The following is a 23,987-nucleotide window of genomic DNA, read 5'->3' as shown; positions in this document are numbered from 1 at the left end:
TCTATGTCAGGTTGGCGTAAACTCTATTACAAATTGTTGAATTTACCACTCTCTATTTTGGTAAAAAGTAAGGTCATTCCGACCGATCCGATTTCAGAACACGGCATCGATCCGACCCGCCCGGTGATGTATGTTTTGCCTTATGATTCAAAGGCAGATCTGCTGACGCTGCGCGCTCAATGTCTGAAACTCGATCTGCCCGATCCGCTGGCGCCGCTGGAGATCGATGGTGCGCTGCTGCCGCGTCATGTGTTTATTCACGACGGTCCGCGCGTATTCCCCTATTTTGTCGCCAATCCGGAGTCGGTAAAGCTGTTCCACGACTATCTGGATTTGCATCGCAGTAACCCCGGGCTGGATGTGCAGATGCTGCCGGTGGCCGTGATGTTCGGCCGTGCGCCAGGGCGTGAGGTGCAGGGCGAAGAGACGCCTCATCTGCGCATTCTGAATGGGGTACAGAAGTTCTTCGCCATTTTATGGCACGGCCGCGACAGCTTTGTGCGCTTCTCGCCAACCGTTTCCCTGCGCCAGATGGCGACCGAACACGGTACGGATAAGTCGATTGCGCAGAAACTGGCACGCGTGGCGCGTATTCATTTTGCCCGTCAGCGGCTGGCGGCGGTGGGCCCGCGTCTGCCGGCGCGTCAGGATCTATTCAATAAGCTGCTGCAGTCCAAAGCGATTGAAAAAGCGGTAGAAGATGAAGCGCGCAGCAAGAAGATTTCGCATGAGAAAGCGCAGCAGAACGCCGTTGAAATGATGGAAGAAGTGGCAGCGGACTTCTCCTATGAAGCGATTCGCGTAACGGATCGGGTCATGGGCTGGCTGTGGAGCCGACTTTATCAGGGCATCAACGTCAACGGTGGCGAGCGCGTGCGCCAGCTGGCGCAGGACGGCCATGAAATCGTCTATGTGCCCTGTCACCGCAGCCACATGGACTACCTGCTGCTCTCCTATGTGCTGTATCACCAGGGACTGGTGCCGCCGCACATTGCCGCCGGGATTAACCTGAACTTCTGGCCCGCCGGCCCGATTTTCCGCCGCCTTGGCGCGTTCTTTATTCGCCGCACCTTCAAAGGCAACAAACTCTATTCTACGGTATTCCGCGAATACCTGGGCGAGCTGTTCAGCCGCGGTTATTCGGTGGAGTATTTTGTCGAAGGGGGCCGTTCACGCACCGGGCGTCTGCTCGATCCGAAAACCGGCACCCTGTCGATGACGCTGCAGGCGCTGCTGCGCGGCGGCAGCCGCCCTATCACTTTCGTCCCTATCTATATTGGCTATGAGCATGTGATGGAAGTGGGCACCTATGCCAAAGAGCTGCGCGGTGCGGCCAAAGAAAAAGAAGGGTTCATGCAGATGGTGCGCGGGCTGCGCAAGCTGCGCAACCTCGGTCAGGGCTATGTTAACTTCGGCGAACCCCTGCCGCTGGTGAACTACCTGAACAAGCACGTTCCGGAATGGCGTGACGCCATCGATCCCATTGACCCGCAGCGTCCGGCGTGGATGACACCTGTCGTAAATGACATTGCCGGCCGTCTGATGGTGCGCATCAATGAAGCGGGAGCGGCAAACGCCATGAACCTGTGCGTGACCGCGCTGCTGGCGTCACGTCAGCGTTCACTGACGCGGGAACAGCTGATTGAGCAGCTGGAGTGCTACACGCAGCTGCTGCGCAACGTGCCTTATTCGCCGGAATCTACCGTGCCGGCGTTGAGCGCAGAAGCGCTGCTCGATCACGCCATGGGCATGAACAAGTTTGAAACCGAGCAGGACAGCATTGGCGATATCATCATTCTGCCGCGCGAGCAGGCAGTACTGATGACTTATTACCGCAACAACATTCATCACATGCTGGTGATGCCTTCCCTGATTGCCGCGATTGTGCAGCAGCACCGCGAAATCAGCGAGGCCGAGTTACTGCGTCAGGTCAGTCTGGTCTATCCGCTGCTGAAAAGTGAGCTGTTCCTGCGCTGGGACAGCAGCGAACTGCCTGCGCTGCTGAATGCACTCTGTGCCGAAATGGCGCGTCAGGGGCTGGTGTCGCAGCAGGAAGGCCGGCTGAAGATATGCGCGTCACGTTATCGTACGCTGCAGCTGCTGGCCGCCGGTATCCGTGAAACGCTGCAGCGTTTCGCCATCACGTTTGCGGTACTCAGCGCGAAACCGACCATCAATCGCGGGACGCTGGAGAAAGAGAGCCGCACGCTGGCTCAGCGCCTGTCAGTGCTGCACGGCATCAACGCGCCGGAGTTCTTCGATAAAGCAGTCTTCACCACTCTGGTACTGTCACTGCGTGACGAAGGCTATATCAGCGATTCGGGTGATGCTGATGGGGAACGCACCAATATGATGTGGCAGATGCTGGCGGAGCTGGTCACCAGCGATGTACGCCTGACCATCGAAACAGCGGTGGCACACGAATAGCCGCTGGCAGAAACACGCAGGGCGACCGTCAGGTCGCCCTTTTTTTATCGTCTCTGATGCGGCCGGCTTATCACGCTGACCCGCTCAGACTGGCGCGGCGGCCAGGCCCGATCAAAACAGATCGATAAACGGCTGTGTATTCAGCGCCACGCCGATAAACAGCACCAGCCCGACAAAGTTATTGTTGAGAAAGCCCTGGAAGCACTGCTCGCGGTTGCGCTGCGCAATCAGCTTCTGCTGGTAGACAAACAGCCCGCCTGCCACCAGCAGCGACCAGTAAAATGCCCCGTTAAGATGCAGAATCAGCCCGGTGAGCGCCATCAGTCCCAGCGTGGCAAGCTGCAGCAGGCCGATAATTAGTTTGTCGAAGCGACCAAACAGAATGGCGGTGGATTTAACCCCGATTTTCACATCGTCATCCCTGTCCACCATGGCATATTGCGTATCGTAAGCCACTGTCCAGCAGATGTTGGCAAAGAACACCAGCCAGCACACCAGAGGTAAGGACTCACTAACCGCTGCCCAGGCCATCGGAATTGCCCAGCCAAAAGCTGCCCCCAGCACCACCTGCGGCAGGTGCGTATAGCGCTTCATAAAGGGATAAACCCAGGCCAGCGCCAGGCCAATAAAGGAGAGCAGAATCGTCATGCGGTTCATGGTCAGCACCAGCGCAAAGGCCACCAGCCCCAGCACCACAAACAGCAGCTTTGCCTCTTTCTCTGATACTGCGCCACTCGCCAGCGGCCGCGATGCGGTGCGTTTGACGTGCCCGTCAACCTTGCGATCGGCGTAATCGTTGATGACACAGCCTGCGGCGCGCATCACAAACACCCCCAGCACAAAGACCAGCAGCACGGAGAGCGGCGGTACCGCCATGCCGGAAAGCCACAGCGCCCACAGCGTCGGCCACATCAGCAACAACGTCCCAATTGGTTTATCGATGCGCATCAGGCGGCTGTAAGCCTGCCACTTGCTCATAGTCAGTGTTTTTTGCACGAGTCTTATCCTTGCTCTGATGAGCGATACAGCGGCGATGCCGGTAAAAACAGTTCGGTCAGTAACAGGGGTTTGCCGGAGAGGCGCAGACGCGAGCGCCGGCCCCATAATGCCTCAATCTGGCCAGGCTCAATGAAATCACGGGTCAGTGTGGAAGAGGAGAACAGATAGCGACCCAGCGGGCGCGTCCCCAGGTGCTGCAGCATCTGCTCCGGGCCGTTCAGCGTACTTTCCGGCACCACCGTGCGGCCAATCAGCCAGGGTTCGCCATCGCCGCATAATACAATTTCACGCAGCCAGAAGCGGGCATCCGCCGGTAAAAATGCCGCCTCTGCCGGAATGTCAGCAGCCGGTACAAATGCTTCGCGCAGCAGCTTTACCGTCACCTGCTGACAATGCTGCTCAAAGCGGCGCGTCATGGAATCCTCTTCCAGCAGCCAGTCGAGCACAGCCGGCGAAAGTAAGGGGGAAGCGGCAGGCAGCCAGTGCAGTGCGCGAAGCTGGCGCAGTGCGTCGTGCGACATCAGGGCATCTCCGGAAAAAAAGTTGCCCTAGTGTAACGCACCCGCATGAACGTAGCACGACCGGTTGTGCCACCGGCCCGGCAGGCGGGTGGCTACTCGCGCTTCAGCCGGTTGCTGTTCGCCAGCCACAGCGTCACTACCAGTATCAGGATCGCGCCCGCATAACAGAGCGTATCGAACGGATTTTTATGGTCGACGATAATCAGGCGGATGATCGCCGTGATGCCGATGTAGACAAAATAGCGCAGTGGGAAGTGATAGCCCGACTGGAAATACTTCACAATCAGCGCAATAAATTCGAAATAGAGAAAATAGATCACAATGCCTTCAATCAGCAGGTAAGACGAAGCCTGCTCACCGGTGCTGAACAGCACATTGGCCAGATGGATGGTCTCTTTGCCGAGAAACACCACCAGAATAACCGCCAGTATCATCAGGCCGATATTCAGTACCCACTGCAGGACCGTCGCGATAAACTGTCCAGCCGTTGATTTTGTTGTCATTTTTACTGCGCCTTTCGTTACGGAAACCGTCAGGCGCTATCATGCTGTAATGTGATCTGAATCACAATACATCACACCTCAACCGCCACACACAGCGCGTCGTAGCGCCAGAATTCGCAGTCGCAATCAATCACCCGGTTATGCTGGTCACGATTGATGCGCGTAATCAACAGACCCGGCGTGCCGCTGGCCACGTTCAGGGCGGGCGCAGCACGCGGCGGTAGCGGCCCCGGCAGGATGGTAAAACGTGCCCCGCCGTAACGAATGCCATAGCGCTGATCGTAGAGGTCGGTCAGCGAGCACGTAAGGTCTTCGGCTAACAAGCCGGGAAAGCAGGCGGGATTCAGGTAGTGCTCAACATACAGCACTGCGCGCCCGTCAATGCGGCGCAACCGGCGGATGCGGTAAACCGTATCTCCTTCCTGCAGCTGCAGATGCCGTGCTATCGCCAGCTGCGCAGGGACTTCGCGCGCTTCAATCACCTGCGTGCTGGCCACGCGCCCCTGCTCCAGCGCCATAGCGTGAAAATGGCTGTGATGCGAAGGATTGTAGATAAGCCGCGGCGGTGCCCTGAACCAGCCGCGCCGTAATTCGCGGTAAATGATCCCCTGCGCTTCCAGCTGGCCCAGCGCCTCCCGCAGGGTAATGCGTGTGGTGGCGTAGTGTTCGCTCAGTGTGCGCTCCGCCGGCAGGCGTCCGCTGGCAAACTCACCGTTTTCAATGCGCGCGCGCAATGCGCTGGCGATCACATCTGCAGCTTTCGACGACATTTTTTCAGCCTCATTTCGGGGCAAAACTGCACTATGACAGTTCGATGACTACACTGTGACAAGGCACATCCCACGTTTTAGCGCGCGGTACCGCATGTGGAACGACGCGCCACTCCTCATTTCATCCACCCGGTCATAAAACCTTCATCTTGCCGGGCTACATTGGCTCGGTTCTTGCTGGACTAGACCAAGACGACCCACAACTTACACCCGGAGCAATCGAGATGAAAGCGTTTATCTCCTCTGTAGTAGCCAGTGCCGTTCTGCTTGCGCTGCCCGCCGCGCACGCTGCCGATAATGACCTCGCCGCCCTTGAAAAAGCCGCGCGCGCCGAGGGTCAGATTAACAGCGTTGGCATGCCAGACAGCTGGGCCAACTGGAAAGACACCTGGAACGATCTCAGCACAAAATATGGTTTGAAGCACAGCGACACGGATATGTCTTCAGCGCAGGAGCTGGCCAAATTTGCGGCAGAAAAAGAGAACGCCAGCGCGGATATCGGGGATGTGGGCGCGGCGTTTGGTCCTGTCGCCGTCGCAAAAGGGCTGGCGCAGCCTTATAAGCCGGCTCACTGGGATCAAATCCCCGCCTGGGCCAAAGACGCTGAGGGCAACTGGATGCTGGCCTATACCGGCACCATCGCCTTCCTGATTGACAAGCAGCAGGTGAAAGATGCCCCGCACAGCTGGGCCGATCTGAAAAAAGGTAAGTATGTGGTCACTATCGGTGATGTCGGTACTGCTGCTCAGGCAGCTAACGGCGTGCTGGCCGCCAGCTATGCGCTGGGCGGCGACGAAAAAAACCTTAAACCGGCGCTGGACTTCTTTGGTGAGCTGGCCAAAGCGGGCCGGCTGGGCGTGACCGATCCGGTCATCGCCAACATCGAAAAAGGGGAAATTCAGGTTGCCGTGGTCTGGGATTTCAACGGTCTGAACTACCGCGACCAGATCGATAAAAACCGTTATGAGGTGGTCATTCCCTCGGATGGCTCCGTGACCTCCGGCTATACCACCATCATCAACAAATACGCCACCCATCCCAACGCGGCCAAACTGGCGCGCGAATACATTCTCTCTGACGCAGGGCAGATTAACCTGGCGAAAGGGTATGCCCGTCCGATTCGCGCAGCGCATTTAACCCTGCCGGCGGATGTCCAGGCGAAGCTGCTGCCGCAGTCTGAATATACCCACGCGCGCCCGATCAAAGATCAGGCGGCGTGGGACAAATCATCAAAAATGCTGCCGCGCCTGTGGCAGGAAAACGTGATGATCAACATGAAGCAGTGATGCGCACCGCGCGGCTCGGTGCGCCAGATGGCGCAGTTGACAGCCGCGCAACCTGTTGCGCCGCATCGCAGCGTGCAACCTTATACAGCAAGGAACCGTCATGAAAACAATCCTGGTGGTACTGGATGGGCTGAGCGACCAGGTGGCGCAGCACGCCATGGGCTATCTGTTTGCCGAATGCCAGCAGGGCAACGGCCACTACTACCGGCTGACCTGTGAACTGCCCTCACTTTCGCGCCCGCTGTATGAATGCATTCTCACCGGCATACCGCCGGTGCGCAGCGGCATTATTCATAATGGCGTCAGCCGGTTAAGCACAGAGCGCAGCATTTTTCACTATGCGCGCGCTGCCGGGCTGACCACCGCGGCAGCGGCTTATCACTGGGTTAGCGAACTGTACAATCGGTCGCCGTTCAGCGCAGTCCGCGACCGTCACACCGTCGCCCCCGATCGGCCAATTCAGTACGGGCACTTTTACTGGGACGACCGTTATCCGGATTCCCACCTGTTTGAAGATGCCGAGAGCCTGCGCCTGAATTACGACCCCGATTTTCTGCTGATACACCCGATGAACATTGACGATGCCGGGCACCAGCATGGTCTCTCGTCGTCGCAATACCGTAACCGCGCCCGCATGGCCGATGGTTTCCTGTCGCAGTGGATGCCCGGCTGGCTGGCAGCCGGCTATCAGGTGATGGTCACGGCCGATCACGGCATGAATGACGATCGTTCTCACGGCGGTACGCTGGCCGAGGAGACGCAGGTTCCGCTGTTTGTGTTTGGCCGCGGCTTCTCGCAGCAGGCCGAGGCCGCTCCGCGTCAGACAGAGCTGTGCGGCACCGTCTGTACACTGCTTGGCGTCGCGCACGATAAGCCGGTATGCCATGCCCTGCTGGCGGAGCCGCGCGCATGAAAGGGAAAGCGCTTGCCACGCTGCTGCTGCTGCCGTTTGCATTTTTCTGGCTCGCTTTCCAGCTTGCACCGCTGCTGTGGATCGCCATTAACAGCTTCTGGAGCGATATGAACACCCGCTGGGGGCTGGATAACTACAGCGATATTCTCACTTCGCCGTTTTATCAGCAGGCGTTCCGGCTCTCACTGGATATCTCCTTCTGGTCGGCGGTGTATGGGCTGTTGGTTGCACTGATCGCCGGCTACTCCCTGCACCGGCTCGGCCCCGGGCGCTTTCAGCGCTTTTTGATGTCGTTTACCAATATGACCAGTAACTTTGCCGGGGTGCCGCTGGCCTTTGCTTTTGTGATTTTACTGGGACTGAACGGCTGTCTGACGCTGCTGCTGCGCCACTATGGCTGGCTTTCCGGCTTTAAGCTGTTCTCGCGTGACGGCATGGTGCTGGTCTACACCTGGTTCCAGATCCCGCTGGGCATTCTGCTGCTCTACCCGGCGTTTGACGGCTTACGTAAAGAGTGGGAAGAGTCTGCGGCGCTGCTGGGCGCCAGCCGCTGGCGCTACGGCTGGCATATCGGTCTGCCGGTTCTGTTCCCGGCGCTGCTTGGCACCTTTGTGATTCTGCTGGCTAACGCGCTGGGGGCATACGCCACCATCTACGCGCTGACAACCGGCAACTTCAACGTGGTGCCGGTGCGCATCGCTGCGCTGGTCTCGGGTGATATTTCGCTGGATCCCAACACCGGAGGGGCGCTGGCTATGCTGCTGGTGCTGATTATGGCGCTGATCACCGTGGTGCAGCAGTATCTGGTGCGGCGCAGCTACTATTATGCCAGCCCGCAGGAGCGCTGAGATGTCCCGTGCCGAAAAACTGTATCACCGTCTGATTGTCTGGCTGCTGCTGATTATCCTTGCGGCGCCGCTGCTGGCAACGCTGCTGTATGGCATCTCCACGGAATGGAGCAACACTCTGCTGCCGCGCGGCTTTACCCTGAAATGGCTGACCGCACTGTGGAGCGACCCGCGTTTTCTGCTGGCGCTGGGCCATTCTTTGCTGATCTGCTGCGGGGCGCTGCTGTTTTCGCTTCTGCTGGTGCTGCCTGCCATGTTTGTGATCGCTTACTACTATCCAAAACTCGACGCCCTGATGAACGTGCTGATCCTGATGCCGTTTGCCGTCCCGCCGGTGGTCTCTTCGGTCGGCCTGCTGCAGCTCTACTCTGCTTCACCGCTGATGCTGACCGGGACGCCGTGGATTCTGATTGGCTGCTATTTCACGATCGCGCTGCCGTTTATCTATCGCGCCATCGCCAACAATATGCAGGCGATCAATCTGAAAGAGCTGATTGATGCCGCGCATCTGCTGGGTGCCAGCACCTGGCAGGCAGCGCTGCTGGTGGTGCTGCCCAATCTGCGCAAAGGGGTGTTTATCGCGGTGCTGCTCTCCTTCTCTTTTCTGATCGGTGAGTTTGTATTCGCTAACCTGCTGGTCGGCACCCGCTATGAAACGCTGCAGGTGTATCTCTACAACATGCGCAATGGCAGCGGCCATTTCACCAGCGCGCTGGTGATCTCCTATTTTGCGGTGGTCCTGCTGGTTACCTGGCTGGCAAATGCCCTCAATCCTGAACGAGGCTGATCATGAGTTACCTGACTGTCACCCAACTGAACAAAAGCTATGGCCCGACCCCTATTTTTGAAGCGATCGATTTCAGCGCGGAGGAAGGCGAATTTGTCACGCTGCTGGGCCCCAGCGGCTGCGGGAAATCAACGCTGCTGCGCTGTATCGCCGGGCTGACCGGGGTCGACAGCGGCCGGATTGTCCTGCAGGGACAGGATATCGTGCCGCTGCCGCCGCAGAAGCGCACCATCGGCATGGTGTTCCAGAGCTACGCGCTGTTTCCCAACATGACGGTGGAAAAGAACGTGGCGTTTGGCCTGAAGATGCAAAAACTGCCAGGCCACGACATTCAGCAGCGCGTGAAGCAGGTGCTGGAGCTGGTGGAACTGAGCGACTTTGCGCGCCGCTATCCGCACCAGCTGTCGGGCGGGCAGTGTCAGCGCGTGGCGCTGGCCCGCTCGCTGGTAACGCGGCCGCGTCTGCTGCTGCTGGATGAGCCGCTCTCGGCGCTGGATGCCCGCATCCGCCGCCACCTGCGTGAGCAGATACGCCGGATCCAGCAGGAGCTGAAGCTCACCACGCTGTTTGTCACGCACGATCAGGAAGAAGCGCTGACGCTCTCAGACCGCATCGTGCTGATGAACCGCGGCAAAATCGTGCAGAACGGCAATGCTGAGGCGCTTTACACCCAGCCGGCCGATCTGTTCGCCGCCGGTTTTATCGGTAACTACAACCTGCTGAGCGCTGAGCAGGCGACGCGGCTCACCGGTCAGCCGTTCAGCGGTCAGGTGGCGATTCGTCCGGAATCTGTCCGGCTGTGCCCGCCACCGCACGGCATTCCGGCCATTATCCTCAGCCATAGCCTGCTGGGTAACGTGATTCGCTATCGGGTACGGGCCAATGAGGTGGAGCTGTCAGTGGATGTGCTGAACCGCAGCATGGCGGATTTACACCCCGCCGGCACGCAGACTGGACTACAGTTAGAGATGTCGACGCTGCGCCAGGTGGCTTAATTTAAACGAAAAACAGGCAACGCAGCGCGACGCAGGTTTTCTACCGGCTGCGCTTATCGCCAGGCAGACAGCCGCATGATTTTGGCCTGGCGCAAAGGAGCCTTTATCTGTGCTGACCCTGCTGAACCTTCTCTCTGCCGTCGCCCTGCTGGTGTGGGGAACGCACATTGTGCGTACCGGTATCATGCGCGTGTATGGCGCGGATCTGCGCCGTGTGCTCAGCCGCAGCGTGGAAAAGAAACCCATGGCGTTTCTGGCCGGCATCGGCGTGACGGCGCTGGTGCAGAGCAGCAATGCCACGACGCTGCTGGTCACCTCTTTTGTGGCGCAGAATCTGGTCAGCCTGACGCCTGCGCTGGTGGTGGTGCTGGGTGCGGATGTCGGCACTGCGCTCATGGCGCGCATCCTGACCTTTGATCTCTCGTGGCTGTCGCCGCTGTTTATCTTTTTTGGCGTGGTATTTTTTCTCAGCCGCAAGCAGACGCAGGCCGGACAAATGGGACGCGCGGCCATTGGTCTCGGCCTGATCCTGCTGGCCCTGCAGCTGATCGTCGCCGCCGCCCGCCCCATTACTCAGGCCGCCGGCGTGCAGGTGCTGTTCTCCACGCTGACTGGCGATATCATGCTGGATGCACTGATTGGTGCCGTGTTCGCGATTGTCAGTTACTCCAGCCTGGCCGCCGTGCTGATTACCGCCACGCTGACCGCCACCGGGGTCATTGCATTTAAAGTGGCGCTCTGCCTGGTGATTGGAGCCAACCTCGGCAGCGGTCTGCTGGCGATGATTAACGCCAGCGGCTCCAATGCCGCCGGAAAACGCGTGGCGCTGGGCAGCCTGCTGTTTAAGCTGATCGGCAGCATCGCGATTCTGCCATTCGTCGATAACCTTGCTGTCTGGCTCAGCAGGCTGCCGGTCAATGATGAAGAGATGGTGATCTTCTTTCATGTGTTCTACAACCTGGTGCGCTGCCTGGTGATGGTGCCGTTTGCTGAGCCGATGGCGCGCTTGTGCCGCCGCATGATTGCCGATGACACGGAGAATCAGACGCACCTCAAGCCAAAGCACCTCGACAGCAGTGCCCTGGATACCCCGGCACTGGCGCTGGCGAATGCGGCCCGCGAAACGCTGCGCATCGGCGATGTGGTCGAGCAGATGATGGAGTGTTTTAACCGGGTGGTACGGGGAGAGCTGCGCGAAGAGCGCATGGTGCGGCGGCTGGATGATGATGTGGATGTGCTGTATACCGCCATCAAGCTCTACCTGGCACGCATGCCGAAAGAGGATCTCGCTGACGATGATTCGCGCCGCTGGGCCGAAGTGATTGAGATGGCGCTCAATCTGGAGCAGGCCGGCGATATCATTGAGCGCATGAGTGCCGACGTCGCCGATAAATCGCTGCAGGCGCGCCGGGCGTTTTCGCCAGAAGGGCTGGAAGAGCTGAACACGCTGCAGGAGCAGCTGCTGAATAATCTGCGCCTGAGCCTGTCGGTGTTTTTGTCCCAGGATATTGCCAGCGCAAAACGGCTGCGCCGCGCCAAACACCGCTTTCGCATCCTGATCCGCCGCTTTTCTCACGCTCACGTCGAACGGCTGCACCTGAATAACGTGCAGAGTATCGAAACCAGCTCGTTGCATCTGGGGCTGCTGGGCGACATGAAGCGCCTCAATTCGCTGTTCTGCGCGGTAGCGTATACGGTGCTGGACCAGCCGGAAGATGAACGGGAAGCAGACTGAACACGCCGGCATCGGCGATTGCCTGGGAAGAACCCCTCTGCCGGCGAGCTAAGGCGCAGGGGGAAGGCGCGGATAACCGCGCAGCGAGGGAGTGTGCGGTCGCGGCGCGATGCACTACGCAGGGGGAAGACGCCGCGGCTTCGCGCGCCGGCCTCCGCCCCTGCCGGGGTGCTTCAGGACAGCAGGCTAAACGCAATCATGCCGACAATCGCACCGGTGGTTCCCAGAATGGTCTCCATCAGCGTCCAGGTCTTCAGCGTCTCGCCTTCAGTGGCGCCGGTAAAGCGGCCAAACAGCCAGAAACCGGCGTCGTTAACGTGGCTGATAATGATGGAGCCACCGCCAATGCAGATCGACAGCGCAGCCAGCTGCGCTCCGCTGTAATGCAGCGGCTCAATGACCGGCATCACCAGCCCAACGGTGGTCAGGCAGGCTACAGTGGCCGATCCCTGAATCACGCGGATAGCGCCGGAGAGAATAAAGCAGGCCAGCGCGATCGGCATGCCGGCGCCCGTCAGCGCATGACCGAGTACCGGCCCTACGCCGGAATCCACCAGCACCTGCTTAAACACACCGCCTGCGCCAATCACCAGCAGGATAATGCCCGCTGGCTGCAGCGCACTGCCGCACACCTGCATCACCTTCTCTTTATCCATGCCCTGCCGGTACGCCAGGCCATATATCGCCACCAGCAGCGCCAGCAGAATCGCGGTAAAAGGATGACCAATAAACTCCAGCCACTCATACAGACGGGAATCCGGGGTGGTAAAGCGGGCACCGATGGTTTTCAGGCCGACCAGCAGCAAAGGAAACAGAATCAGCGCCAGGCTGAAGCCAAAAGAGGGCAGCCGGCCCTCTTCGATCTGCGGCTGATGATCTTCCGGCGGTGCGCTGAAGCTGACGTGACGCGCAATCAGATTGCCGAACAGCGGCCCGGCGATCAGCATCCCGGGAATCGCCGCACACAGCCCCAGCAGGATCATCCAGCCGAAATCGGCGTGCATCTGCGCCGCCAGCAGCATCGGCGCCGGCCCAGGCAACAGGAAAGCCGCCGCTGCCGCCACGCCCGCAAACAGCGGAATAACCAGCTTGACCAGATTGTCGTGCGTGCGGCGCGCCACGGCGAACGCAATGCTGATCAACAGTACCACGGCCACTTCAAAAAACAGCGGCAGCGCACAAATCAGCCCGGCGATGCCCATCGCGTAATGCGCGCGGCTTTCACCAAAGGTTTTCAGCATACGAATGGCAATCTGATCGACCGCGCCGGTTTCATGCAGGATCTTGCCGAACATTGCGCCCAGCGCCACCACAATCGCCAGGAAACCGAGCGTGCCTCCCATGCCTTTTTGCATGGTTTCGGCAATTTTATCGAGCGGCATACCGGAGAACAGACCGGCCCCCATAGAGACTAACATCAGGGCAACGAAGGCATGCATCCGTGCTTTCATCACCAGAAACAGCAGCAGCAGGACAGAGCCTGCTGCAGTTAACACCAGCGTAGCGGTACTCATGACTAACCCTTGTTGATGGCACCCTCGATGGTTGCAACCGTGGCTGCAACAACCTCATCCAGTGAGTGATTAATATCCACCACCAGCACATCGGGCTCATCCGCCCCCGGCTCCTGCAGCGTGTCAAACTGGGTAACCAGCATCTGCGGTTTGAAGAAGTGACCTTTACGCGCTTTCAGACGCGATTCGATGGTTTCGAAATCGCCTTTCAGATAGATGAATTTCAGGTTGTGATTGCCCTGGCGCAGAATGTCACGGTAAGACTTTTTCAGCGCGGAGCAGACAATAATGGAAATTGCCTGGGTGCGCTGCATGGCAAAGGCGGCATCGTTCAGCGCCTGCAGCCACGGCTGACGATCGTTATCGTCCAGCGGATGGCCCTCCGCCATTTTCATGATATTGCTGCGCGGATGCAGGAAATCTCCGTCCAGGAAGGCGGTAGTTAACTGGTGTGAAACCTGATTGGCGACGGCAGATTTTCCGCTGCCGGAAACGCCCATCAGGATAAAGACATGGTGCGATGAAGATGGCGTTGTCATTGTTTTGCGCTCCGGCAGCTCTCCTGCCAATGTTACCGATAACAAATTCAGATTCCATTGTCGGAGTGGCTATGGAGACTGGCAACCCCTGGCCGGTGGAAAAGCGCGAAAGTGTGAGCTGACTCAAATATTCGCCAGATTCAGATGCTGCCCCCTTCCGCAATCTCAAAGCCGACATCCAGCGGCTGCGTCACGCTGCGATCGCCGCCGATACGCGCCAGCAACATGGCTGCGGCTTCCCGGCCCATACGTTCGCGCGGCGTCAGCACCGTGGCCAGCCGTGGCGTGACCACCTGGGTGATATCGTGGCCGTGGAAACCGGCAATCGCCATTTGCTGCGGCACGCGCAGCCCCTGTCGCTGGCACTCAAACATCGCGCCGACGGCAAGGTCATCGTTGGTACAAAACAGGCTGTCCGTGGCAGGATAGCGCTTCTGCGCTTCACGCAGCAGCTGCGCACCGGCGCTGAAGGAGGAGGCGTCTTCCATCATCACGCTGTGCGGCGTGAGCCCGGCTTCGCGCATCGCCTGCTCATAGCCCTGCTGCTTTTGCAGCGTACGCTCATCCAGACGCGCGCCGAGGTAAACGGTGTGACGATGGCCCTTTTTCAGAATAGCATGCGTCATCTGCCGCGCCGCTTCGACGTTATCAAATCCGACCGCCATATCCAGGCATGGCGTCACGCAGTCCATCATTTCAATCACCGGTATGCCCGCCACTTCCAGCATGCGCAGCGTGCCGGGGGTATGGGTACGCTCGGTGAGGATCACGCCGTCAATGTTCCAGCCCAGCAGCGAGCGCAGCTGCAGCTCCTCTTTTTGCGGGTTATAGCCAAAGTGCGCCACCAGGGTTTGATAGCCCGCTTCATCGGTAACGGTTTCGATACCGCGCAGGACATCGGCAAACACCTGGTTGGTGAGGGAAGGCAGCAGCACGCCGATGGCGCGGCTGGTAGCATTGGAGAGCATATCGGGCGCGCGATTGGGGATGTAGCCCAGCTCGTCGAGCGCAACGGCGATCTTTTCACGCAGCGCCAGCGAGACCTGCTCGGGATTGCGCAGGTAACGGCTGACGGTCATTTTCGTGATGCCGACGCGATCGGCAACGTCCTGTAACACCGGTCTTTTCTTCTTCATCGTATGCGCCTGAGATCAGAGATACGCTGAGTTTATCATTTTTTTGTCATGTTCAGGATTCAGGCAGGCAGAGGCAAAGGTCGCTGGCGAGCAGGCAAAAAAAAAGCCAGCACCCGGCTGGCAAAGAAACACTGGAAGCAATGTGAGCAATGTCGTGCTAACCCGGTTTGTCCGGAGACACATCCGGGCTGGCATGACAATAATAATCATTATCATTCTCGTCTGTAAACCCTTTTTGCCGGTTAATTTCCATTGACGCCCGAAGCAAATACCCTGATGTTAAAAAGGATTTTCCCGCCAGCATAAGGAGCCGCTCATGAGTCACATTGTTATTCGTCACGCGACAGCCGCCGATGCCGCGGCGCTGACGCATCTTTACAGCCAGCCGGAAACGCAGGCGAATACGCTGCAACTTCCCTATCCGTCCCCGGCCGTCTGGGAGGAGAAGCTGAACACGCAGCGGCCAGGCGTGCAGAGGCTGGTCGCAGAATATCAGGGGCAGATCGCCGGGCAGTTAACGCTGGAGGTGATGTCCGTCGCGCGGCGCCGTCATGCGGCCACATTCGGCATGGGCGTTGACCCGGCGTTTCATCGTCGCGGCGTGGGTTCGGCGCTGATGGCCGCGATGATCGATCAGTGTGATAACTGGCTGCAGGTGTCGCGCATTGAGTTAACGGTTTTTGTCGATAACCCGGCTGCTATCGGCCTGTATCAAAAATATGGCTTTGTGATTGAAGGCACCGCCACGCGTTTTGCGATGCGTAACGGAGAGATGATTGATACGCACTACATGGCGCGCATGCGGCCATTTTAGCCGATCTGCGCCGCACCGGCAGATGCCTGCCGGGCGCGGCGCAGAGGATCGGTCAGGCTCAGTAACCGGCGCTTAAATCATCCACTGAACGGGGATCGGATGCGCCATAGCGCATGCCGTCCGGGCCAATCATAATACTCTGCGTACTGCCCATTGCCGGCAGCACTTTGACATGCTGGCCTTTGGCTTCCAGCAGGCGCAGGGTGTCCGGGCTGAAGCCCTTCTCAACGCGCAGCTGATCCGGCAGCCACTGATGGTGGAAACGTGGCGCATTGGTGGCTTCGGCAACGTTCATCCCGAAATCAATGCTGTTAATCACCATCTGCAGTACCGTGGTGATAATACGGCTGCCGCCCGGGCTGCCGGTCACCAGCCAGGTTTTCCCGTCTTTCGCGATAATGGTCGGCGACATGGACGAAAGCGGGCGCTTGGCAGGCTGAATGGCATTGGCTTCACCGCCCACCAGGCCATAGACATTAGGCGTGCCCGGTTTGGCTGAGAAATCATCCATTTCATTGTTCATCAGGATACCGCTGTTGCCCGCGACGATCCCGCTGCCGAAGTAGGTGTTCAGCGTATAGGTCACCGCCACCGCATTGCCGTCTTTGTCCACCACCGAGAAGTGCGTGGTCTGATTGCTTTCATACGGCTGCAGTTTGCCCGGTTTGATCTCGGCTGACGGTCGCGCTTTGTTCACATCAATCTGCTGCGCCAGCGTTTTCGCATAAGCTTTGCTGGTCAGCGCCTGCTGCGGCACCTTCACAAAATCGGGATCGCCCAGATACTCGGAGCGATCAGCATAGGCGTATTTTTCCGCTTCCGCGATCACCTGCATGGCATCGGCGCTGCCGAAGCCCCATTTCGCCAGGTCAAAGTTTTCCAGGATGTTGAGAATCTGCACGATGTGAATGCCGCCGGAGGAAGGCGGTGGCATGGAAAACACTTCATAGCCGCGATAGGTGCCGCTCACCGGTTTGCGCTCCACGGCGTGATAGGCCGCCAGGTCGGCCTTGCCAATCAGGCCGCCATGCTGCGCCATCTCGCCGGCGATGGCATCCGCAATTTTGCCTTTGTAAAACGCATCCGGCCCCTGCTGTGCGATCAGCTGCAGGCTATGGGCGAGGTTTTTCTGCACCAGCCGGTCACCTTTCTGGTAGGGCTGGCCGTCGGCTTTATAAAAAATGGCGCGGCTGTTGTCGTGATTAATCAGGTTCTCTTTGCCATAGGTTGCGAGGTCGTCCGCCAGGGCGTCATTGACGATGATGCCGTCTCGCGCCAGCCTGATAGCCGGGGCCAGCAGCCGGCTCAGCGGCAGCGTGCCATATTTCTGTGCCGCCAGGGCAAAGCCTGCAACGGTGCCAGGCGTCCCCGAAGCCAGATGAGAAGTAAGTGATAACTTACTATCGGCATTACCCTGCTTGTCCAGGAACATGTCACGCGCCGCGCGGGCCGGTGCCATCTCGCGGAAATCGATAGCCGTGGTCCGGCCGGAGGCCGTGCGCAGCAGCATAAAGCCACCACCGCCCAGATTGCCTGCCTGAGGATGGGTAACCGCCAGGGCAAAACCTACCGCTACCGCCGCATCCACCGCATTACCGCCCTGACGCAAAATCTCGACCCCAACCTGCGTGGCCATCGCGTCCACCGACGCCACCATGCCGTGCCGGGCTTTCACCGGGTGAAAGGTGTCGCTGTCCACGCCATAAGAGATGGGCGAGGCGCTGGCTGGCGCCGCCTGTGCGCCCTGCACAACCGTGAAACTCATGAATAATGCCCAGCCAAGCTGGCGCATACCGCGCGGTTTTCTCATCCTGCCACCATCCTTTCAGTTGTTTACATTTGTTATTGATTGATGCAAGTGTTTGCTAACACGCTGAAAAAGATAACACCTAAGCCAAATTCGGTGCACTCCTGGTTTTGGCCTTTGTGATATCGCATAAACTTAGCAGTGCGGCCATGGCTGCCCGCTGGCAGTCCTTTCACACAGCAGGCCGCGTTAATGGAGGAATACCATGAAAAAATGGCTCATTGTGATTGCCGCCCTGCTGCCGCTGAGCAGCATGGCGAATATGCTGAATAATACCAGCCAGCCAAACCAGCCGGGATATAACCCCAGCCAGCAACGTATGCAGACGCAAATGCAGGTGCAGCAGCAACAGCAGCAGCAGAAGCTGCGGCAGGATCAGCAGCAGCAGAATCAGGAGATGCAGCGCAAACTGCAGGAGCGGCGTGACAGTGCCCGGGCGCGCGTGATTCAGTCGCAGCCGGGCCAGCAGAACAGCGGTAATTAACGGAAGTCGGGGCCGATAATGTCGATGCGGTCAGTGCAGATCGCATCCACGCCCCAGCTCAGCAGCTCGCGCGCCCGCGCGGGCTGATTCACGGTATACACCAGAATATGCAGACCGGCGGCCTTCAGCTGCGCGGTGCGTGCCGCATCCAGCAGCCGGTGATTGAGGTGGATCGACACGCACGCCAGCGCGCGGGTCAGCGCCTGCCAGTCGTCGTGCCACTCATCCAGCAGCAAACCTCGCGGCAATGCGGGTGCAGCCTGCATTGCCGCTTCCAGGGCGGCATACGAGAAGGATGAGAGCAGCGGTGCCGTCTGCCCCTGCCACAGGGCCTGGGCGGCCAGCGCCACCTCGCGCCCGGTCTCCGCATCCGTGCCGGTAGTGGGTTTAATCTCAATGTTCGCCATCATCTGATGCTGACGACAGCGCGCCGCCACCTCACTCAGCAGCGCCAGCGGTTCACCGCTGAACTCCCCGCTGTACCAGCTGCCCGCGTCCAGCCGCTCCAGTTTGTGCCACGGCAGGCTGCCCGCCACGCCCCAGCCATTACTGGTGCGATCCAGCGTGTCGTCATGCAGCAGGAAGATCTGCTTATCTTCGGACAGTTTGGCATCAAATTCGATCATGGTGTGGCCATACTTTGCGCCGACGTCAATCGCCGCAAGGGTATTTTCCGGTGCCAGCTTGCCGCCGCCACGATGCGCAACGATGCGCGGATAAGGCCAGTGTTGTGTGCTCATTCCAGACGCTTTCCATGGGTAGAATCAAAGAAGTGTAACGCTTCTGCCGGCAGATGCAGCCACAGACTGCTGCCCGGCTGCGGGCGTTCGCTGTGCGGTAAGCGTACCACCAGCCGGGTATGACCGATATAGCCATGCGCGAGGTTATCGGCCCCCAGCATTTCCAGCGTATCGATCACCAGCGGTACGCCGCCCGCTTCGCGGCTGCTGAGGCGAATATGCTCGGGACGAATGCCAAGCGTTACTGGCCGGTTGGCCCATTTTGCTTTGCTTTCACCCAGCGGCAGGCTGTTGAGGGCATCCAGCGTGAAACGGGAGCCGTCGCTGTTGATCTGCCCTTGCAGCAGATTCATGGCGGGTGCGCCAATAAAGGCGGCGACAAACTGGCTGGCCGGGCGTTCGTACACCTCAACCGGCGTGCCGACCTGTTCCACCACGCCTTTGTTCATTACCATCACCCGCTGCGCCAGCGTCATCGCCTCAACCTGATCGTGCGTCACGTACAGGCTGGTGGTCTGCAGACGGCGGTGCAGCAGCTGCAGCTCCAGCCGCATCTGTACGCGCAGGCGCGCATCCAGGTTGGATAACGGCTCGTCAAACAGAAACACCGCCGGTTCACGCACGATGGCCCGTCCCATCGCAACCCGCTGCCGCTGGCCGCCGGACAGCTCGCGCGGGCGGCGATGCAGCAGGTGATCCAGTTCCAGGCTGCGTGCCGCCTCCATCACGCGCTGTGCGATCTGCTGTTTGCCCATACCGCGGATTTTCAGGCCATACGCCATGTTCTCGCCGACTGTCATGTGCGGATAGAGCGCGTAGTTCTGAAACACCATGGCAATACCGCGATCCTTCGGCTCCATGTCGGTGACGCGCCGGTTATCGATATAAATATCGCCGGAGGTGACGCGCTCAAGCCCGGCCACCATGCGCAGCAGCGTCGATTTACCGCAGCCGGACGGGCCCACCATGACCATAAACTCCCCGTCGTTGATGGTGATATTCAGCGGCTGAATAATCGGGTTTTTGCCGTCATAGGTTTTTGTGACGGTCTGCAGGGTTACGGCTGCCATCTATTTCTCACTCTCCACCAGGCCGCGCACAAAGGCGCGCTGCATCACTAACACCACCACTACGGGTGGGATCAGGGTTAATAACATTGCTGCCATAACTTCATTCCACTGCGTCGGACCGCCGCTGGTGTTGATCATGCTTTTCACACCGGCGACCGCCGTGCTCAGGCTGGCATCGTTGATGATCAGAAGCGGCCACAGATACTGGTTCCAGCCGTAGATAAAGGTGATCACAAACAGCGCCGCGAGGTTGGTTTTTGACAGTGGCAGAACGATGTCCAGAAAAAAGCGCATCGGGCTGGCGCCGTCGATACGGGCCGCTTCGATCAGCTCATCCGGCAGCGACATAAAGAACTGGCGGAACAGAAAGGTGGCCGTGGCAGAGGCCATCAGCGGCAGCGTCAGTCCGCTGTAGCTATCGAGCATATGCAGGGATGAAATCACGTCCACCGTCGGGAAAATACGCACCTCCACCGGCAGCATCAGGGTGATAAAGATCAGCCAGAAAAACAGCGTGCGCAGCGGAAAGCGAAACCACACCAGCGCAAAGGCGGAAAGCATGGAGACGGTGATTTTGCCCAGCGTGATGCCCAGCGCCATGATCACGCTATTCAGCATCATCCTGCCGAAGGCGGCGCTGCCGTTGACCCCCTGCGTCCAGATATGTGAGACGTTGTCCCACAGGTGCGTGCCGGGCACCAGCGTCATCGGCACCTGATACACCGCGTCGTTATCCAGCGTCGCCGCCACAAAAGCCACATACAGCGGAAACAGAATGGTCAGCACGCCCAGCACCAGCAGGGTATGGCTGAAGATATCCAGCCCGCGTCGGTTCTCAATCATTGGTATTGCACCTTACGCTCGACAAAGCGGAATTGCAGGATGGTCAGGCCAATCACCAGCAGCATCAGCACCACCGACTGCGCAGCCGAGGAGGAGAGATCCAGCCCGGTAAAGCCTTCGCGATAAATTTTGTAGATAAGCGTGGTGGTCGCCTGTACCGGCCCGCCGCCGGTGGCGGCATCTATCACCGGGAAGGTATCAAAGAAGGCGTAAACCAGATTGACCACCAGCAGAAAGAAACTCACTGGCGTAATCAGCGGCAGGGAAAGCTGGAAAAAACGCCGCACCGGTCCGGCACCGTCGATGGCGGCGGCTTCCACCAGTGATTTGGGTATCGACCGCAGCGCTGCGAAGAAAAACAGGAAGTTATAACTCATCTGCTGCCAGATTGACGCCAGGACGATCAGGAACATCGCCTGGCCGCTGTTTTGCGCGTAGTTCCAGTTGTACCCCATCTGGTTCAGCAGGTGACTGAACAGCCCCAGCCCGGGGCTGAACAGAAACATCCACAGCACGGCCGCCACCACCGGCGCGACCGCATACGGCAACAGCAGCAGCGTCTGATAGAGCTTTTTCAGGCGGATCACGTAATCCACCAGCGCGGCCAGCAGCAGAGAAAAGAGCATGCCGCATACCGTGACCAGCGCACTGAAGACGAGGGTAGTTCCGAACGCATCCAGATAATAGGGATCGCTGAACAGGCGGCGGAAGTTATCCAGGCCGACAAAGGTGCTGGAGATACCAAAAGGATCAATGCTTTGCAGCGAATACCACAGCGCCTCTGCGGCAGGCCACAGAAAAAAGATAGCGGTGATGATCAGCTGCGGTGCCACCAGCAGATAAGGCAGTAAACGGGAGCGGAACACCGGGCGTGAAGAAGAAGACATAGCAGACTCGCCAGAAAAAAATATCGGGATGGACGCGGTGCGCCCACCCCGACAGGCCGGAGATTATTTCACCTGTTGCTCAAAGCGACGCAGCAGGTCGTTTCCGCGTTTGACGGCATTATCCAGCGCGGCCTGTGGTGTCTGTTTACCGGTCCAGACGCCTTCCAGCTCTTCATCCACCACGGTACGGATCTGCGGCATATTACCCAGACGCATGCCTTTGGTGAAAGGCAGTGGATCTTTGTTCAGCATCTGGCGCGTGGCGATATCGGCCCCCGGGTTTTTATCATAAAAACCCTGCTGCTTTGTCAGCGTATAGGCGGCGGTGGTAATGGGCAGATAGCCGGTTTTCTGGTGCCACTCGGCGGCAATTTCCGGCTGCGCAAGGAACTGCATAAACTCCGCGACACCTTTATAGGTGCTGGCGTCTTTGCCTTTCATCACCCACAGGCTGGCTCCACCGATAATGGCGTTCTGCGGTGCTTCCGGCACCGTGTCATCATACGGCATCATACCCACGCCAAAATTGAATCTGGCGTAATGTTTGATGTCCGCCAGCGAGCCGGACGAAGCCGTGGTGATCCCGCAGTCGCCGTTATAAAACTTAGAGGTCGACTCATCTTTGCGGCCAAAGTAGGTGAAATCGCCTTTTTTATTCATCTCTTCCAGCATCTGGATGTGGCGCACCTGCACCGGCTTGTTGAACTCCAGTACGGCGTCGGTGCCGTCAAAGCCGTTATTTTTGGTGGCAACCGGCAGCGCATGCCAGGCGCTGAAGTTTTCAATCTGGATCCAGCCCTGCCAGCCGCTGGCGTAGCCGCAGCTCATGCCCGCTTTACGCAGCGCTGCGGCGTCTTTTGCCAGCTCCTGCCAGGTTTTCGGTGGCTGGTCCGGGTTCAGTCCCGCTTTTTTAAACGCGTCTTTGTTGTAGTACAGAACCGGCGTGGAGCTGTTGAACGGCTGGGAGATCAGCTGTCCTTTGCTGTCGCTGTAATAGCCTGCCACCGCGGGCACGAACTGTTTCGGGTCCATCGGTATGCCTGCGTCTTTGAACACCTCATGCACCGGCACAATGGCTTTGGAAGCCATCATGGTGGCCGTCCCGACTTCGTAAACCTGCAGGATCGCAGGCGCTTTGCCGCTGCGTACCGCGGCGATGCCCGCGGCCAGGCTCTGCTCGTAGTTGCCTTTATATGTCGGTACGATTTTGTAATCCGGATGAGCCTGGTTAAAACGCTGTGCCAGTGAGTCAACTTCTTTACCTAATTCACCTTCCATGGAGTGCCAGAAAGGGATTTCGGTGGCAGCCAGCGCGTTACCGCTGAGCGCCAGACCGAGCAGCACACTCATCAGGCGGGGACGAAGCGTAAAAGCGGACATAATGTTTTCCTGTGCTTGAGGCGCGCGCGAAATCACGCATTTTTTGTTCGCGAAGTAACATGACACGGGAAAATGACGGAAAAATAACAGGTTTATGACGGAAATCTGACAGGCTGCCCGCCGTATTGCGGGAGAAAAAATGGCGGGAGGAAAATGACGCGGCCGGCCGGCGGCGTACCCTGGACGGGCCGCCGGACAGCGTACTTCCCGCGTCACACACACCCGTGCGTGGCGCGGGCTGCCGCTGCCCGACCGCCTGCTACCGCTAAGCCACGTCAGGCTCCGAGGTAGGCGCTTCTGACCGCTTCGTTGGACAGCAGCGCTTCGCCGCTGTCCTCCAGCACCACGTGACCGTTTTCCAGCACATAGCCGCGATCGGCCAGCTTCAGCGCCTGGTTGGCGTTCTGCTCAACGAGGAAGATGGTCATGCCCTCTTTGCGCAGCTGTTCGATGGTATCGAAAATCTGCTGGATAATGATCGGTGCCAGACCCAGTGACGGCTCGTCCAGCAGCAGCAGGCGCGGCTGGCTCATCAGCGCGCGGCCAATCGCCAGCATCTGCTGTTCACCGCCGGACATGGTACCGGCACGCTGCACTTTGCGCTCTGCCAGCCGGGGAAAGAGTTCATAGACGCGCGCAATGCGCTCCTGATACTGCTGACGCGAGGCAAAAAAGCCGCCCATCGCCAGGTTCTCTTCCACCGTCATACGTGAAAACACGCGGCGGCCTTCCGGCACAATCGCAATCGCCTCACGCATGATTTTTGCGGTCTGCCAGTCGGTAATGGTTTTGCCATCAAACACGATGGTGCCGCTGCTGGCGCGCGGTTCGCCGCACAGGGTGCCGAGCAGCGTGGTTTTCCCCGCGCCGTTGGCACCGATCAGCGTGACGATTTCACCCTGACTGATGTGCAGATTGATATTGTGCAGTGCCTGAATCGGGCCGTAATGGGCGCTCACTCCCTGCAACGTTAAAATCGGGTTCGCCAT

The 23,987-nt window shown here is 58.9% G+C and carries 23 protein-coding genes; 9 read left to right on the top strand and 14 right to left on the bottom strand.

The features are described from left to right. The first annotated feature begins 3 nt into the window (after window positions 1–3). Window positions 4–2,427, top strand: coding sequence for a glycerol-3-phosphate 1-O-acyltransferase PlsB (gene plsB / locus D8B20_RS01390; protein ID WP_145890331.1), 2,424 nt, complete (start codon window positions 4–6; stop codon window positions 2,425–2,427). A gap of 111 nt (window positions 2,428–2,538) precedes the next feature. On the opposite strand, the gene ubiA is transcribed toward plsB, so the two are convergent. The 4 genes from ubiA to D8B20_RS01370 all read right to left on the bottom strand — a co-directional run bounded on the left by ubiA (window position 2,539) and on the right by D8B20_RS01370 (window position 5,220). Next, window positions 2,539–3,405: a 4-hydroxybenzoate octaprenyltransferase gene (gene ubiA / locus D8B20_RS01385; protein ID WP_186454418.1), complete on the bottom strand. Its 867-nt coding sequence runs from the start codon at window positions 3,403–3,405 to the stop codon at window positions 2,539–2,541. Window positions 3,406–3,428: 23 nt separating this feature from the next. Next, complete coding sequence (ubiC, locus tag D8B20_RS01380; RefSeq protein WP_145886433.1) at window positions 3,429–3,947, bottom strand: chorismate lyase; 519 nt, start codon at window positions 3,945–3,947, stop codon at window positions 3,429–3,431. Between the two features lie 92 nt (window positions 3,948–4,039). Next, window positions 4,040–4,450 carry a phosphate-starvation-inducible protein PsiE gene (gene psiE, locus D8B20_RS01375; RefSeq protein ID WP_145886431.1) on the bottom strand — a complete coding sequence of 137 codons (411 nt, stop codon included), beginning with the start codon at window positions 4,448–4,450 and terminating at the stop codon, window positions 4,040–4,042. 71 nt (window positions 4,451–4,521) lie between these two features. Further along, window positions 4,522–5,220 (bottom strand): UTRA domain-containing protein, encoded by a 699-nt coding sequence (locus D8B20_RS01370; protein WP_145886429.1) that lies wholly within the window; start codon window positions 5,218–5,220, stop codon window positions 4,522–4,524. Window positions 5,221–5,444: 224 nt separating this feature from the next. On the opposite strand from D8B20_RS01370, the gene D8B20_RS01365 reads away from it, so the two are divergent. The 6 genes from D8B20_RS01365 (at window position 5,445) to D8B20_RS01340 (ending at window position 11,784) form a co-directional block, all read left to right on the top strand. Further along, window positions 5,445–6,506 (top strand): ABC transporter substrate-binding protein, encoded by a 1,062-nt coding sequence (locus D8B20_RS01365; protein ID WP_145886427.1) that lies wholly within the window; start codon window positions 5,445–5,447, stop codon window positions 6,504–6,506. A 100-nt stretch (window positions 6,507–6,606) separates the two neighbouring features. Then, window positions 6,607–7,419: an alkaline phosphatase family protein gene (locus tag D8B20_RS01360; protein ID WP_145886425.1), complete on the top strand. Its 813-nt coding sequence runs from the start codon at window positions 6,607–6,609 to the stop codon at window positions 7,417–7,419. Further along, window positions 7,416–8,267 (top strand): ABC transporter permease, encoded by an 852-nt coding sequence (locus D8B20_RS01355; RefSeq protein WP_145886423.1) that lies wholly within the window; start codon window positions 7,416–7,418, stop codon window positions 8,265–8,267. Before D8B20_RS01360 ends, D8B20_RS01355 begins: the two co-directional genes overlap by 4 nt. Window position 8,268: 1 nt before the next feature. Next, window positions 8,269–9,054: an ABC transporter permease gene (locus D8B20_RS01350; RefSeq protein WP_145886421.1), complete on the top strand. Its 786-nt coding sequence runs from the start codon at window positions 8,269–8,271 to the stop codon at window positions 9,052–9,054. A 2-nt stretch (window positions 9,055–9,056) separates the two neighbouring features. After that, entirely contained in the window at window positions 9,057–10,049 is a 993-nt protein-coding gene (locus D8B20_RS01345) for an ABC transporter ATP-binding protein (protein WP_145886419.1), read from the top strand. 109 nt (window positions 10,050–10,158) lie between these two features. After that, the gene (locus D8B20_RS01340) at window positions 10,159–11,784 is read left to right on the top strand and encodes a Na/Pi cotransporter family protein (RefSeq protein ID WP_145886418.1); all 1,626 of its coding nucleotides are present in this window, start codon (window positions 10,159–10,161) and stop codon (window positions 11,782–11,784) included. Between the two features lie 173 nt (window positions 11,785–11,957). On the opposite strand, the gene gntU is transcribed toward D8B20_RS01340, so the two are convergent. The 3 genes from gntU to gntR form a co-directional block, all read right to left on the bottom strand. After that, window positions 11,958–13,298, bottom strand: a complete 1,341-nt coding sequence (gene gntU / locus D8B20_RS01335) for a gluconate transporter (RefSeq protein ID WP_145886415.1) — start codon at window positions 13,296–13,298, stop codon at window positions 11,958–11,960. 2 nt (window positions 13,299–13,300) lie between these two features. Next, window positions 13,301–13,837, bottom strand: coding sequence for a gluconokinase (gene gntK / locus D8B20_RS01330; protein WP_145886413.1), 537 nt, complete (start codon window positions 13,835–13,837; stop codon window positions 13,301–13,303). A gap of 140 nt (window positions 13,838–13,977) precedes the next feature. Then, window positions 13,978–14,973: a gluconate operon transcriptional repressor GntR gene (gene gntR, locus D8B20_RS01325; protein ID WP_145886411.1), complete on the bottom strand. Its 996-nt coding sequence runs from the start codon at window positions 14,971–14,973 to the stop codon at window positions 13,978–13,980. A gap of 316 nt (window positions 14,974–15,289) precedes the next feature. Between gntR and D8B20_RS01320 the strand changes: the two genes are divergently transcribed. After that, entirely contained in the window at window positions 15,290–15,787 is a 498-nt protein-coding gene (locus tag D8B20_RS01320; RefSeq protein ID WP_145886409.1) for a GNAT family N-acetyltransferase, read from the top strand. 58 nt (window positions 15,788–15,845) lie between these two features. Here D8B20_RS01320 and ggt read toward each other — a convergent pair whose 3' ends face one another. Beyond that, window positions 15,846–17,597: a gamma-glutamyltransferase gene (gene ggt, locus D8B20_RS01315; RefSeq protein ID WP_145886407.1), complete on the bottom strand. Its 1,752-nt coding sequence runs from the start codon at window positions 17,595–17,597 to the stop codon at window positions 15,846–15,848. Window positions 17,598–17,799: 202 nt separating this feature from the next. Here ggt and D8B20_RS01310 point away from each other — a divergent pair, with 202 nt between their 5' ends. Continuing rightward, window positions 17,800–18,078, top strand: coding sequence for a DUF2756 domain-containing protein (locus D8B20_RS01310; RefSeq protein WP_145886405.1), 279 nt, complete (start codon window positions 17,800–17,802; stop codon window positions 18,076–18,078). On the opposite strand, the gene ugpQ is transcribed toward D8B20_RS01310, so the two are convergent. From ugpQ to livF, 6 genes are all read right to left on the bottom strand, one after another. Beyond that, window positions 18,075–18,818 (bottom strand): glycerophosphodiester phosphodiesterase, encoded by a 744-nt coding sequence (gene ugpQ, locus D8B20_RS01305; RefSeq protein WP_145886403.1) that lies wholly within the window; start codon window positions 18,816–18,818, stop codon window positions 18,075–18,077. The two genes, D8B20_RS01310 and ugpQ, sit on opposite strands and share 4 nt — an antisense overlap. After that, window positions 18,815–19,888, bottom strand: coding sequence for a sn-glycerol-3-phosphate import ATP-binding protein UgpC (locus D8B20_RS01300; protein ID WP_145886401.1), 1,074 nt, complete (start codon window positions 19,886–19,888; stop codon window positions 18,815–18,817). Before D8B20_RS01300 ends, ugpQ begins: the two co-directional genes overlap by 4 nt. Beyond that, window positions 19,889–20,731 (bottom strand): sn-glycerol-3-phosphate ABC transporter permease UgpE, encoded by an 843-nt coding sequence (gene ugpE / locus D8B20_RS01295; protein ID WP_145886399.1) that lies wholly within the window; start codon window positions 20,729–20,731, stop codon window positions 19,889–19,891. It lies immediately after the preceding gene. Beyond that, window positions 20,728–21,618 carry a sn-glycerol-3-phosphate ABC transporter permease UgpA gene (gene ugpA, locus D8B20_RS01290; protein WP_145886397.1) on the bottom strand — a complete coding sequence of 297 codons (891 nt, stop codon included), beginning with the start codon at window positions 21,616–21,618 and terminating at the stop codon, window positions 20,728–20,730. The genes ugpE and ugpA overlap by 4 nt, the downstream gene beginning before the upstream one ends. A gap of 63 nt (window positions 21,619–21,681) precedes the next feature. Next, window positions 21,682–22,998, bottom strand: coding sequence for a sn-glycerol-3-phosphate ABC transporter substrate-binding protein UgpB (gene ugpB / locus D8B20_RS01285; RefSeq protein WP_145886395.1), 1,317 nt, complete (start codon window positions 22,996–22,998; stop codon window positions 21,682–21,684). A 275-nt stretch (window positions 22,999–23,273) separates the two neighbouring features. After that, window positions 23,274–23,987, bottom strand: a complete 714-nt coding sequence (livF, locus tag D8B20_RS01280) for a high-affinity branched-chain amino acid ABC transporter ATP-binding protein LivF (protein WP_145886393.1) — start codon at window positions 23,985–23,987, stop codon at window positions 23,274–23,276.

The organism is Candidatus Pantoea soli, from assembly GCF_007833795.1.
In the GTDB taxonomy this organism is placed as follows: domain Bacteria; phylum Pseudomonadota; class Gammaproteobacteria; order Enterobacterales; family Enterobacteriaceae; genus Pantoea; species Pantoea soli.
This window is presented reverse-complemented; position numbering and strand designations above follow the sequence as displayed.